At 48.9% G+C, this 13481-nt stretch carries 9 protein-coding genes and 1 pseudogene; 6 read left to right on the top strand and 4 right to left on the bottom strand.

Annotated elements, in window-relative coordinates; translation table 11 throughout:
- The first annotated feature begins 16 nt into the window (after positions 1–16).
- The 3 genes and pseudogenes from JO375_RS09230 to JO375_RS09220 all read left to right on the top strand — a co-directional run bounded on the left by JO375_RS09230 (position 17) and on the right by JO375_RS09220 (position 3359).
- The gene (locus JO375_RS09230; protein ID WP_377570868.1) at positions 17–2266 is read left to right on the top strand and encodes an alpha-glucuronidase family glycosyl hydrolase; all 2250 of its coding nucleotides are present in this window, start codon (positions 17–19) and stop codon (positions 2264–2266) included.
- Positions 2267–2501: 235 nt separating this feature from the next.
- Positions 2502–3064: pseudogene (locus JO375_RS09225) on the top strand (family 14 glycosylhydrolase); the annotation flags it as partial.
- Complete coding sequence (locus tag JO375_RS09220; RefSeq protein WP_229524184.1) at positions 2994–3359, top strand: alpha-amylase family glycosyl hydrolase; 366 nt, start codon at positions 2994–2996, stop codon at positions 3357–3359. The pseudogene JO375_RS09225 and the gene JO375_RS09220, both read left to right, overlap by 71 nt.
- A 131-nt stretch (positions 3360–3490) precedes the next feature.
- Here JO375_RS09220 and lepB read toward each other — a convergent pair whose 3' ends face one another.
- Positions 3491–4111: a signal peptidase I gene (lepB, locus tag JO375_RS09215; protein WP_229524183.1), complete on the bottom strand. Its 621-nt coding sequence runs from the start codon at positions 4109–4111 to the stop codon at positions 3491–3493.
- 331 nt (positions 4112–4442) lie between these two features.
- Between lepB and JO375_RS09210 the strand changes: the two genes are divergently transcribed.
- From JO375_RS09210 to JO375_RS09200, 3 genes are all read left to right on the top strand, one after another.
- Complete coding sequence (locus tag JO375_RS09210) at positions 4443–5792, top strand: right-handed parallel beta-helix repeat-containing protein (RefSeq protein WP_229524182.1); 1350 nt, start codon at positions 4443–4445, stop codon at positions 5790–5792.
- Between the two features lie 111 nt (positions 5793–5903).
- Positions 5904–7436: an MFS transporter gene (locus JO375_RS09205; protein WP_322098719.1), complete on the top strand. Its 1533-nt coding sequence runs from the start codon at positions 5904–5906 to the stop codon at positions 7434–7436.
- Positions 7437–7485: 49 nt separating this feature from the next.
- A complete protein-coding gene (locus JO375_RS09200; protein ID WP_229524180.1) occupies positions 7486–8613 on the top strand; it encodes a glycoside hydrolase family 88/105 protein in 1128 nt (375 codons plus the stop codon).
- A 105-nt stretch (positions 8614–8718) separates the two neighbouring features.
- Here the strand turns inward: JO375_RS09200 and JO375_RS09195 are convergent, their stop codons facing one another.
- From JO375_RS09195 to JO375_RS09185, 3 genes are all read right to left on the bottom strand, one after another.
- A complete protein-coding gene (locus tag JO375_RS09195; protein ID WP_229524179.1) occupies positions 8719–9678 on the bottom strand; it encodes a polysaccharide deacetylase family protein in 960 nt (319 codons plus the stop codon).
- Positions 9679–9821: 143 nt separating this feature from the next.
- Positions 9822–11714: an acyltransferase family protein gene (locus tag JO375_RS09190; protein WP_229524178.1), complete on the bottom strand. Its 1893-nt coding sequence runs from the start codon at positions 11712–11714 to the stop codon at positions 9822–9824.
- A 270-nt stretch (positions 11715–11984) separates the two neighbouring features.
- On the bottom strand, positions 11985–13334 hold the full coding sequence (locus JO375_RS09185; protein WP_229524177.1) for a sodium-dependent transporter: 1350 nt from the start codon (positions 13332–13334) through the stop codon (positions 11985–11987).
- Positions 13335–13481 lie beyond the last annotated feature (147 nt).

Genomic DNA, 13481 nt, shown 5'->3' with positions numbered 1-13481 from the left:
AAAAGGAGGCTTGAATATGAGCACAGACATGCAAAAGGAGAGCGGCTATGACGCTTGGCTGCACTATCACCGCTATTGTAAAGCCGAGAATTTGCCCGCATGGTGCAGGGTCATCGTAATTCAAGCAGCAGATGAAGTGTTGCAAACGGCCGCGGCTGAGCTTCAGCTTGGATTGACCTCCATGTTCGGACAGCAGCCGAAAATCTGTACCACTCCTGTGAGTGCGCCATTCATTACGCTGGGCACGTTCAGAGAGCACTCCTTGGCGGCAGAACGATTTAGCGCAGAGGAACAGGCAGAGGTGAACGCAGAAGGCTACCGAATCCGCGGAATAGAAGTTCCTGAGCCGGCACATTCAGCTTTTCATAGTAAAGCTGATCCCCAAGGGTCGTACGTCACGGTCGCCGGGCAAACCACCAAAGGCGTATTATACGGAGTTTTCCATCTGCTGCGGTACCTGCAAGGCGGTCTGGATGGCAAGCTGAAGCCCGCCACCGAAGAATCGTTGCAGGCCCCCATTTTGGATGTGCTGTCCAATCCGGCTAATCCCATCCGCATGATTAACCACTGGGATAACATGGACGGCAGTGTTGAGCGCGGGTATGCGGGCGCGTCCATTTTCTATGACAATAATGCCTTTATTCCAAATATGGACCGCCTTCGAGACTATGCTCGTCTGCTTGCTTCTGTTGGCATTCAGGCGCTGTCCATTAACAATGTGAATGTCCATGATGTAGAAACGAAGCTGATTACAGCTGCCTTTTTGCCGGATGTGGCCAAAGTGGCTGCCATATTTCGCGCCTATGGCATTCAAATCTATTTGTGCATTAACTATGCAAGCCCTATCGAGCTAGGCGGGCTAATCACAGCCGATCCTCTGGACCCCGGCGTAGCTGAATGGTGGCAGGCCAAAGCCCGGGAAGTTTACACTGCCGTTCCCGATCTAGGCGGTTTCGTGGTCAAAGCCGATTCCGAGAATCGGCCCGGACCGTTCAGCTATGGACGCGATCACGCCGATGGCGCGAATATGCTGGCAGATGCGCTGCGGCCCTATGGCGGGCGTGTGATCTGGCGCTGCTTTGTCTACGACTGCAAGCAGGATTGGCGCGACCGCAAGACGGATCGGGCACGTGCTGCCTTTGACCATTTTCAGCCACTGGATGGACATTTTCGGGAAAATGTCATTTTACAAATTAAAAATGGCCCGATGGATTTTCAGGTGCGAGAGCCTGTCTCCCCCCTGTTCGGTGCGTTGGAGGCCACCCAGGTACTGCTGGAATTTCAGATTACACAAGAGTATACGGGACAGCAGCGCCATCTGTGTTACCTTGTTCCACAATGGAAGGAGGTACTGGATTTTGACACCTACGCACAGGGAAAAGGCTCCACCGTCAAGCGCATTGTGAGCGGCGCTCTGTATGACAAGAGCGCGTCTGGTTCCAGCCGCAGGAAAGCTGGGGTCCATGAAGGTTGCGGCGGCTTCCAAGAGGCACAGACGCCCCCCTTACTCAAGCCTGCCAACTATGGGTTCGCTGCTGTATCCAATATTGGAGCCGATGCTAATTGGACCGGACATTTGCTCGCCCAGTCCAATCTTTACGGCTATGGCCGGCTGGCATGGGACCCGGAACTATCAGCAGATGAAATCGCTGATGAGTGGGTTCGGCTGACGTTTAGCGGGCAAGAGACCGATGATGGCAGGGCAGATTTAATCAATTCTATTAAGCAAATGCTGCTCGATTCGTGGAATATCTACGAGTCCTACACCGCCCCTCTCGGAGTCGGCTGGATGGTTAGTCCCGGTCACCACTATGGGCCGGATGTAGACGGCTACGAATATTCGATGTGGGGCACATACCATTTTGCCGATTGTCAGGGAATTGGGGTAGACCGAACGATCGCAACCGGAACAGGCTATGCAGGGCAATATTTCCCTCCCAATGCCGATCATTACGAGTCAATCGACACCTGCCCGGATGAACTGCTATTATTTTTTCACCATGTTCCTTATACACACACGCTTCACTCCGGCCAAACGGTCATTCAGCACATTTATGATACACATTTTGAAGGAGCAGAACGCGCGGCTCGTCTCAAAGACACCTGGATCAGCCTGCGGGAACAGCTGGATGAGACGATGTATGAACAGGTGCTGGAACGGCTGGAGCATCAGGCTGACCATGCCAAGGAATGGCGGGATCGGATCAATACGTATTTTTACCGCAAGAGTGGGTTTGCCGACCAGAAGAATCGCCCTATATATTAGACGAATTTGTTATCTGCACATCTCGAAAAGGCATGGTCTCATTCAGACCTATGCCTTATTTTTTTAAGCTGGAATCATTTAAAAGACACAAACGCCACTGCAAGTTAGTCATATTTCTCCCCCCCTGAGGGTGCAATAAACCCTCCTTTTTATGCAACCGATTGCGCTATAATCATATTTGTCGACGTTTACAATATGTTGTTGAAATGACAATGCTTTGGGGAGGATGATCGGTTTGACCTTGTATCGAAGTTTATGGAACAAAGGGTGCCTGATTCTGCTAAGCCTGATGCTGTCTCTGACCGTCTTCATTGGCTTACCCTCCAACACGGCAAGCGCTGCGGTTGCTGATGATTTTCAGGTTTCCGTCATGGGGCCGCTGGCAAAGATCAATGACTGGAGTTCATTCAAAAAGCAGCTGCAATCACTGAAAAGCAGCGGAGTATATGCCATCCAGAAATTCAAAGATGCCGATCTGGATTTGACCTTTACTGCACTGGAGATGAATGACAGCGGCACAGCACCGAATTATTACCTGCCATCGACACTGGTGGATACCATCTCTTCGATTGCAAAGGCCTAGGGTGTACGGCTGAATGGTGAAAATGCGCTCCCCACAGGCGGCGGTGGTTTCCAAAAAATCGAAGAGAAGATTACCAAATTTGGTTACCACGGCTTCGCATCAACAATCTTGTTAACAGCGACGGCTCGCCAACCGGTGAACTGAATGGATTCAAAAAGTATATTATCAGCAAGGCCAAACCAGGCGATAACGGCGGCGGTACAGGTAATAAGGTACGGTGAGGTGGCCGGATTGGATGACCTAGATCAGGACAGCCCCGATACCGCCAACGAGCTCAGAAACTGGATCAAATGGCTGTTGAACGAGTCGGGGGTCGACGGTCTACGAGTGGACACTGTCAAGCATGTACCCAAAGGCTTTCTGAAGGATTTTGACGGAGGCTGCCATTGTTGCCGGAGCCGTCAAAGGCTGAGGCAATATACAAACCCAAAGACGAAAAAAAGAGGACTTGCGTGTGATTTACGCAAGTCCTCTTGGTTTGATCATGTTCCAGACTGCGCTTCTATATAGCGCGGCTTTAGGCCTTGAACCGCTCCAATGCCCGGAGCATTTCTTCTGTTGTCCGCTGTCAATCGGCGTAGCAGGTATTAGACGATATTACTTCAAACGAGGAACTGTGTCCCGTCTTAGGCGCTCTTATATTATCTATGCCTTACCCATTGCACATTGTCCAGCGGCCAAAAAATCGCATCCGCCCGCCCAACAATATCCTTGATGGGAACAAAGCCAATGGCACGACTGTCTCTGCTATTATTGCGGTTATCCCCCATGACAAAAATATAGCCTTCCGGAACCTTGGACTCGGTGATGGTTCCATTTGGAAAGTCGACATTGTTATACTGCTCCCCCTTGGCGTGCGCCGCCTGGACAGCCCCTTGAATGTATGGTTCCTCTACTTTCTTGCCATTTACGTACAGATGGTCGCCTTGGTATTGGATCTGATCCCCCGCAACACCAATGACGCGCTTAATAAAATCCTTACCTTCCTTTCTGACATGAAATACAGTAACCTCACCGGGCTTGGGATCACGCAAACTATAAATAAGCTTGTTCACGACAACTCGTTCATCTGTCTTGAAGTTCGGTTCCATGGATGCTCCCTCAACGATAAATGGCGCAAATAGCAGCCAACGTATAATGAACACGAGCACAATGGATGCAATAACCGCTTTAAGCCAATCTATCATCTCGCTTTTAACCAGCGGATGCTTTTCCAGCAATTCTTTAGACGTTGAATTCATCAAATCATTCTCGTTTGCCATGCGTTAAACCCGCCTTTTATCACAGATTTCATTCCTATTATATGTATAATGTTTAAGTATAATCAAATTTTCCCAGTCTGGCAAAAATGCAATTTTAGTTGAAACAAAAGTGTGAACTTTTCTTCACAATATCAAAAAAACAGCAAAATACTGTTGATGCAAACGTTAACATATATTACACTGTGCATATACATCTTAGAGCGTTTCGGACATACGTTAGACGAATCTGCGTGCCCGGGAGGTGTCCTGACTTTATTGAACAAAAAGCATGAGCCGCTTATAAATGTCCTTCAATTTCTTAGAATATGAGACCAAATAAGGAGGAATTATTATGTCCAAACGCAATGACCGTCAAAAATACGGCTTTAATGCTCTAAGCCTCGGAGTTTCTTTTGTTTTCGCTTCTTCATTCCTTATTGGAACCGCTTACGCAGATCCGTCATCCAATATTGCTGCCTCTGCTCCTTCCACAGAGATTTTCAGCACAGTTGATTCAGCTGCTGTCTCCACGACGCTAGCGGCGGGCGACTTGTATGTGGCGCCAAATGGTAACGTGTCCAATCCAGGTACGATATCCAGTCCTACCACGCTCGAAGCAGCACTTACCCAAATTGCGCCGGGTAAAACTATTTACCTGCGCGGTGGCAACTACGCTTACTCCTCAACGATTACAGTTCAGCATGGGAATAACGGCAACAAAGGTGCCCTCAAAGGACTGGTTGCTTACGGCAGCGAAAAGCCGGTACTTGATTTCTCAGCACAATCCTTTGGTTCAAGCAACCGGGGACTTCAGCTTTTTGGAGACTACTGGCTAGTAAAAGGGCTTGAAGTCAAAGGTGCCGGGGATAACGGCATCTATATTGGCGGCAGCAACAACCGTATTGAAAATGTAGAAACCCACCACAATCGAGATACTGGGCTCCAGCTTGGACGTTACTCCGTTAGCGCCTCAAACAGTGAGTGGCCTTCAAACAATTTAATTTTGAATTCCTATTCTCACGATAACGCTGATCCCGACAATGGTGAGGATGCCGACGGTTTTGCCGCCAAGCTAACCGTAGGACCAGGCAATGTGTTTGATAACTGTCTGGCTGCGTACAACGTAGACGATGGCTGGGATTTATATAGCAAAACAGAAACAGGTCCCATCGGTGCGGTAACCATTTTGAACAGTGTTGCCCATCACAACGGCCAGACCTCAGATGGTACGTCTACCAATAACAGTGACGGCAACGGCTTTAAGCTGGGTGGGGACAAAATCAAAGTCGACCATATCGTGAAAAACAGCATTGCCTTCCAGAACAAAAAACACGGCTTTACGTACAATAGCAACCCAGGTAGTATTACGCTGACCAATAATACCTCATGGGACAATGGACAAAGTAATTTCGCCTTCGACAAGGGTGATCACGTGTTTATTAACAACCTTTCCTTTAACGGAAGCTCTAGTGACAAAACAAGCGGTACAGATCGTGACAACTCCAACGTTTGGTGGAAAAACAAAAAGTCGACGAATGCCAAAGGTCTGACCGTGAGTGCAGACGACTTTGTCAGTCTCGTGCCTTCCATCACACGGGGTGCAGACGGTTCCATCCAGTTGGACAACTTCTTCAAGCTGGCCAAGGGAAGCGATCTGGTCGGTTCGGGAACTCCGAGCGGTACTAACATAGGGGCGCGTTAAAAGCCCCTTTTAATCAGGACGCCTGGCCCATCTACCAACCTAGACCATACTGCATAATATAGCGACCGGTGATTGTCCTCATAACCAGACAAAATATGAGGTGAACAGATGATGGAACGAAAAATCACACTGAAACATACTCTCGCCTATGGAAGCGGCAACATGCTGGGAAGCGGCGCACTGGCCGTCAGCGGCGCATGGCTGATGTACTTCTATACGACCTTTTGCGGACTGTCTCCAGTTCAGGCCGCGGCCATTTTCTCCGTTGCCAGCATCATAGATGCAGTCAGCAATCCGATCATGGGCTTCATCAGTGACAATTTTCATCGCACCCGTCTGGGCCGTAAATTCGGCAGACGCCGTTTTTTCATCATGCTGGGTATCCCGCTGATGCTCGTGTATCCGTTGCTTTGGGTAGATGGGTTGGGCTTCTGGTATTACCTGAGTACTTATGTGCTGTTTGAGCTGGTTTATACCTCTGTTATGGTGCCATATGAAGCGCTGGCCGCAGAGATGACCCGGGACTTTGGCGCTCGCTCCAGACTGACCGGATGGAAAGCGATGTTCGGCAAAATGGCCAACTTTGCCGCAGCCTTCATCCCTGGCCGCTTTATCGCCGCTTACGGCAAAGATTCTCCACTGCCCTTTTTGTATACCGGGCTTGTATTTGCAGCTATTCTGTTGATCGCTTTGGCATTTCTGTACAAAAACTCCTGGGAGCGTCCCGACGAGGAATTACAAAAGGAATTGGAAGGCGAGGCTCCACTCTCTTTTATTGGTTCCATGAAAAAGCTCATTGTCGATATTTCATCGACCTTCCGGGTAAAAACATTCCGTCACCATCTCGGTATGTATTTGGGCGGATTCTCAGCCGAATGGCTGTTCACCTCCGCTTTTACGTACTTTATTGTCTTTTCCCTGTTCCAAAGCTCGGAACTGGTATCCAATCTGAACAGCTTTAACTCTGTAATCCAACTGGTTTCTACCTATCTGTTCATTCAATTTTGCGTGCGCAAAGGGTTCCGTATGCCTTTCATCGCCGCACTCATCATCGTTTGCTTTAGCGTATTAGGTTACGGCATACTCTATTTGACAGGCGCCTCCAATATGATGATTTGGTTGTATATCATTACACTGTTCATGGGTCTGGGTACAGGCGGTGTCTACTACATTCCCTGGAATCAATATACGTTCCTTGCCGACGTGGACGAAGCGCTGACTGGCCGCCGCCGAGAGGGCATTTACGCAGGTATGATGACTTTTGCAGGTAAAATGGTGCGAGCCGTTGTCGTCTTCATTCTTGGCTGGGTGTTGCAGCACTTTGGCTTCGTATCCGGGGCTGATAGTCAGCCCATCGCCGCTCAACATGCGATCTTTTATGTACTCGTCGTCGGTACTATTGCTCTGGCGATCATCGGTATGATTGCTTCCGTCATCATGAAGCTGGACATTGACAGCCACAAGAAGCTCATCGCCGAAATTGATCGTCTCAAAAACGGGGGCTCCATGAAATCAGTCAAACCGGAGGCCCGGAAAGTGTTCGAGCAGCTGACAGGATTTAAGTACGAACGGTGCTGGGGCCACAATAATGTGGGCTTTAAGAGCAAACCTGCTGATCCTGAGGCACAAACGCCTTCGATGTAAACAAATAACAACCACACAATCAAACATTTATCAAAGAGGTGACTGTATCATGGCAAATTCAACATCACAAGCAGCGACTACTACGATAAAAACCGATTCCTGGGCTGTGCGTATGAGCGACTCCGTTCTGGCACGAAGCCCGGAATCTTATGAAAAATGGGAATATGACCACGGGGTCATTTACAAAGGTCTGGAATGGGTTGGCGAACTGACAGGCGATCCCAAATATATGAAATATATAAAAAAACATATGGATCATTTTGTAGACGAGAACGGCGTCATTCAGCACTATAACGTCGATGAGTACAACATCGACCACATCAATAACGGCAAACTTCTCTTCCCCCTGTATCACGTTACAGGAGATGAGCGTTATAAAAAAGCAGCCTGCCAGTTGCGCAGCCAGCTGGAAAAACACCCGCGCACAAGCGAGGGCGCATTCTGGCACAAGCAAATTTATCCGTATCAAATTTGGCTGGACGGCCTGTATATGGGTGCTCCGTTCTATGCTGAATTTATCCGGGAGCTCGGCGATCCGTCAGAATTTGACGATGTTACCTTGCAATTCAAGCTGTGCTATAAGCATACGCGTGATCCTAAAACGGGACTGCTCTACCACGCTTGGGATGAGAAGCGGGAGCAACATTGGTGCAACCCGGAAACTGGCTGCTCCAAAAACTTCTGGGGCCGCTCCATGGGCTGGTTCGTCATGGCACTTGCAGATGTGCTGGATTATATTCCGGAAGATCATGCAGACCGTCCTGCCCTGCTTAATATGCTGACAGGAACCCTCGAAGCGCTGCTAAAGGTTCGCGATGAAGCTAGCGGTGTCTTTTATCAAGTGCTTGATATGGGGCACGTGAAAGGCAACTATCTGGAATCATCCGCTTCCTGTATGATTCTTTATGCTATTGCCAAAGGCGTACGCAAAGGCTATCTGCCGGAGCATTATCGCCAAGAAGCGGAGATCATCCGCAAGGGGATTATCGATGAATTTATTACGATTACCGAAGAAGGACTTGTAAATCTGAACAAAACGGTGCAAGTAAGCGGCCTGGGCGGCAAAGATCGCCGGGACGGTACATTCGCCTACTATATCAGCGAGCCTATTGTAACCAACGATCCTAAAGGTATTGGTGCTTTTATTCAGGCGATGGGTGAAGCAGAACGCATCTAATCCAAGCGCTCGCTTACGGAATAAATACTTTCATACCATACAAAGAGGACGGTAGCTATATGCACCGTCCTCTCTGGTTACTCATTCTTTCCCTTTGGAATCGGTTCATTTCATAACCTTGAACTCATATCCCTGTTTTTTGAGATATTCAATGATGACCGGCAGAGCTTTGGCTGTCTCTTCCTTGCCATAGGTATCATGCATTAGGATCACAGCCTTTTCCCGGTCTTTTAACGACCTCATAAATTGGTTTATTAACCCGGCCGCTTTTTTGGGTGCACCCTCAGCATCCTTATTTAATACGTTCCAATCTACTTGGTGGTAGTCCTTTTGAAGCAGAACCTTATCCAGTGCAGCCATCCCCTGCGGATCTCTTCTCTTCCAAGTCATATGGCCCCCCGGGAATCGAATCATTCTGGTCGAGAAGTCCGGTCCCAGAATGCTTTTTAAGACCTGATTATTTCTTTCAATATCCTGCATAACATGCGCTGTATTTACTTTCCTGTTAGGATACAAGTACTTATAATTGTGTGAATACGTATGGTTCCCGATCGCGTGACCTTCCTTAACGATTCTTTTGATGAGGTTCCTTGTATGCTCATTTTCATTGGCTTCCTTTCCAACGATAAAAAAGGTTGCCTTTACCTTCTGCTTTTTCAGAATATCCAGTATTTGCGGTGTCACCGTCACAGATGGCCCGTCATCAAAAGACAAGTAAGCCACTTTTTTGCCATCAGCTCCATCCGGCATTTGCCCAAGCATCTGCTGTTTTAAATATTTCTCAACAAAAGCGCCGTCCTCTACCCCAGGCTCATCTTTTGGTATAGCAGCGTTACCCTTGGAATCCGTCTTTGCTGTGACTTTAGGTGAATCGTTCGATACGGAATTTGTTTTTTTAGCAACCTCCTGTGTTTGTCCGGGCGGCTTGCTACCTGAAACCTTGATTGAAATGAATATAATACAACCCACTGCAAATAATAAAATAGCGAGCAATACGAGTCTTCTTCTGTTCCTCCTGGAACGGTGCTCGCTTGCCCTGCTGCCGTATGAATAGCCTTTTTCCATTAGCTTATGTACCTCCACAGCACGATTAGTATTTCCTGTCTCCTACTTAGCAGCGAGACCTCTTGAAGTTTCATGCTAAAACGAGAAAAACCACCGCGTCTTGGGACGGTCTGCGCCCGGTGGTTTTGTATGATTGCTCTTCATTAAGATGGCTTCGTTAAAGCCTGGGCTAACAATGACGCGTATGCCTTGGCGCCTTTGGGTTTCAAATGGACTCCGTCATGCTCGAAGTATGAGTTCTTGCCAGAGCTGGCTCCGTACCAGTCGATCATTGTAATTCGCGGGTCCTGGGCCGCAGCCTCGGCAATATGTTTGTTTACAATGCTCTCCCACGGCCGGGGCACACGGGTATTGACGAGTATAATACGCTTCGCATCCTTCAAGCTGGCGAGCAGATTGGATAGCTGATCCTTGGTAAAAGCCCCGTTTGTGCCCAGCTCGATAATAACCGTCTGCCCTAGCTGTCCGTTCCGCCTCAGCTGATCCAGGACGGCGGGCGCTTCCGCCATCTGACGACCGATTTGCCCATCTACAACAGCGCCTGGAAAAGATTTTTCTATGTACGACTGCACATCCAGCATGACAGAGTCCCCAATCGCAGTCACACTCGAGCCATCGACTGTCATAGCATTGACCTCCGTATCTTTAGGCGCTTGGGGGGGTGTCGGCGCTGAGTTCTGCTCCTTGCCGCTATGAGATACTTGCGGCTTCGCTTGGGGCTCACTGGAGGCCACGGGTACCGTTCCATGAAGCGCCGGCGTCGCCTTTGACTTCGCAATAGGCTTCTCATCACTTGATGACGCCTGTATCGTTGCGTCAGGGGACGCCACGTACAGGTGAACCGTACCCGCAACTATACCTGCAAAAAGCACAGAGGCCGCAGTTGCAGGTATCCATCTCCACCGTATCTGTCTGCGAACCGCTGAACGGATGCCCGCAATCCAACTACGAAATCCCCGGTATCGAATCGGCTCCTCGATATATTTGAACGAGAGAGATGTCAGCAGCAAAGCGGCTGACATCTGCAATAGAATCCGCAAGACATGAACGCCATCCGTATCCACCTGAGGCGTCGTCAGCGTGATCACCGGCACATGCCACAGGTACAGCCCATAGGAACGGGCCCCGAGCCAGCGCAGCGGCTTGAGTCCGAGCAGTCGGGCGAGACGACTCACTGGATGCGCTAACGCTGCAACCACAACAGCACTGACCAAGGCTATGCCTAGCAAACCGCCCCGGTACATAGACGGGTCGTATTCGTTCGAGGCCCACGCCCAGTGACAAAGAAGCAGCAAGCTGGTTGCACCGACGCTATCCAAAAGCAAGCGCGCCTTTGCAGAGGTCTGCTCTTTCAGCTTGCCGCTCGGCCATACCAATGCCAGCGCTGCACCGATGAGCAGGGCGAATCCGCGCGTATCCGTGCCATAATACACCCGGCTCGGATCGCTTCCCGGTACGTAAATCACGGCCATCAGAAGCGCAGAGATGAACGCCAGACTGGTCACCCAGCCAGCGAGCACACTGCGCCTCGGCATGCATTTAAGCCCCAGCGCCAGCAGCAGCGGCCACAAAATATAAAATTGCTCCTCCACCGCAAGCGACCACAAGTGGCCAAGTGGAGAAGGCGGCCCAAAGCTTTCAAAATACGAAACCTGATGAAAAATAAACCACCAGTTGCTCATATACACTAAAGCGGCAGGTACATCTCCGCGCAAGGCTGTAAGCCTTGACGGATCAAAAAGCAACGAGCAGAGAACAATGACAGCCACAACTGTCAGCATGGCAGGCAGCAGTCTTCTGGCACGACGCAACCAGAAATCCTTCATTTTAAAGCTATGATATGTATCCCACTGACTGACCAGAATATCTGTAATCAGATACCCGGATAAAGTAAAAAATACGCCTACACCGAGCAAGCCTCCCGGCAACCAGTCCGGATTCAGATGATATATCATGACTGCGACAACCGCCAGCGCTCTTAATCCGTCCAAACCTGGCATATAACGACGTTGTGATGGCAACCGATTCGATTTCATTTCAGCCGCCGTCCTTCTTGCAAGTTCAAGCTTTCTGTCTGTTCCAATGCTCCTCTGCCCTTTCCCTCTCCTGCACATCGTCTGTGCGATGCCCTGTAGCCTTTTTGTTCATTATATAAAACTTCCTAATCGCAATGATTTCATTGAAGTTAAAATTAGTGACAATGTCTTTATTATATCACTCCTTTCCACAGTTAAGTAAGCATTGATAGATATACAAAAAAAGACATCTCTTCCCTTGGGAAGAAAGTGCCTTTTTAATTGGTTTCTTTAAAATTTGATAATTCCTGAGGTGTACAGGAAGACCAGCACCATCAGGATTGGCGCAACATACCGAAGACCGAATAGCCATACGCGGAACCAGAAAGGATTGAGATTCGCGTGCTCACCCACAGTCTTCCAGTAGTAGCCTGTGAATATAACAATCAGCAAGCCGCCTAACGGCAAGAAGATGTTGGATGCTGTGAAGTCGACAAAATCAAAGAATGATTTGCCACCAACCTTTAATTCGGGCACCAACCCCATGGACAATGCCGAAGGCAGACCCAGTAGCAAGCACAGTATCGATACAACGATAACCGAGCGAACACGGCTCCAGCGCAGCCGCTCCATGACATAGGCAACGGGTACCTCCAGCAGGGATACCATGGAGCCTAATGCTGCAACCGCCAGCAATACGAAGAACAAACCGCCGAAGAAAGCGCCGAAAGGCATAGCGGAGAACGCAGCAGGTAAAGCAATAAAGACCAGCGACGGCCCTTGAGCCGGGTTAATACCAAAGGAGAAGGTTGTAGGGAAAATAATCATACCGGCGATAAAGGCATAGATTAAATCCCCGCCACCGACTGCCAGCATCGCTCCACCCAGCGATTGTCTACGATCCACATAAGCGCCGTAGGTGATCATAATCCCCATCCCCAGAGAGAGGGAGAAGAAAGCATGTCCCAAAGCAACCAATGCAGACTCCAGGCTTAGCTTAGAGAAGTCAGGATTCAGAAAGAAGGCTACACCCGCACCGGAGCCTGGCAACATGAGCGCATTTACCATTAACACGAGCAGCAGGATCACTTTGGCAGGAATCAAAATTTTATTGAACTTCTCGATCCCGTTTGATACCCCAAGCGTAACCACGACCGCCGTAAATGCAAAAACAATCAACAGCCAAACCAACGGCGCGTAACCAGAAGAAAAGGAAGCAAACTGCCCTGCGAAATCATTATTCGTAAACAAGTGTCCGCTAAATGCCTCTACGGCATAGTGCAGTGTCCAGCCTCCCACAATGGCATAAAACGACAAAATAACAAACGGCACGATAACAAACATAATGCTCATCTTGCCCCAAATCGGATGACCGCCTACTTTTACCATGGCGGAAGCAGCGCTTCCTCGTCCAGCACGCCCAAGCGTAAGCTCCGCCAAAAGTACAGGCAAGCCTACAAGCAACAGGCAGACAATAAACAACAAGAAAAATGCAGCCCCGCCGTATTTCCCAGTAATATATGGGAATTTCCAGATATTACCCAATCCTGCCGCACTCCCGATTGCTGCCAAGATGAATCCGGCTGACGAGAAGCGTTCATTTTTATCAGACAGGCTATTCTGCCCCTTGCTCAAACTCATTATATCCCCCCTCATTCTCGCTACTTCCGCATAAACATTAGCATGCGTTCATAAATAATTTTTTCTCATTATAGCGTAAGTAGGATATAAGGTCATACACAAATTTTTAACTATTTATCTTTATTAATTTTTATATTGTCGAATATC

This window comes from Paenibacillus farraposensis (genome assembly GCF_020736845.1).
GTDB classification, from domain to species: Bacteria; Bacillota; Bacilli; order Paenibacillales; family Paenibacillaceae; genus Paenibacillus; species Paenibacillus farraposensis.
The sequence above is the reverse complement of the archived record's forward strand: the minus strand, read 5'-3'. Positions and strand labels throughout refer to the sequence as shown.

Excerpts from the sequence above, each read along its gene's own strand:
- JO375_RS09220 (WP_229524184.1), top strand. The coding sequence starts at position 2,994 with ATGGATTCAAAAAGTATATTATCAGCAAGGCCAAACCAGGCGATAACG.
- JO375_RS09190 (WP_229524178.1), bottom strand. The coding sequence starts at position 11,714 with ATGAAATCGAATCGGTTGCCATCACAACGTCGTTATATGCCAGGTTTG.
- JO375_RS09205 (WP_322098719.1), top strand. The coding sequence starts at position 5,904 with ATGGAACGAAAAATCACACTGAAACATACTCTCGCCTATGGAAGCGGC.
- JO375_RS09185 (WP_229524177.1), bottom strand. The coding sequence starts at position 13,334 with ATGAGTTTGAGCAAGGGGCAGAATAGCCTGTCTGATAAAAATGAACGC.
- JO375_RS09230 (WP_377570868.1), top strand. The coding sequence starts at position 17 with ATGAGCACAGACATGCAAAAGGAGAGCGGCTATGACGCTTGGCTGCAC.
- lepB (WP_229524183.1), bottom strand. The coding sequence starts at position 4,111 with ATGGCAAACGAGAATGATTTGATGAATTCAACGTCTAAAGAATTGCTG.
- JO375_RS09210 (WP_229524182.1), top strand. The coding sequence starts at position 4,443 with ATGTCCAAACGCAATGACCGTCAAAAATACGGCTTTAATGCTCTAAGC.
- JO375_RS09200 (WP_229524180.1), top strand. The coding sequence starts at position 7,486 with ATGGCAAATTCAACATCACAAGCAGCGACTACTACGATAAAAACCGAT.
- JO375_RS09195 (WP_229524179.1), bottom strand. The coding sequence starts at position 9,678 with ATGGAAAAAGGCTATTCATACGGCAGCAGGGCAAGCGAGCACCGTTCC.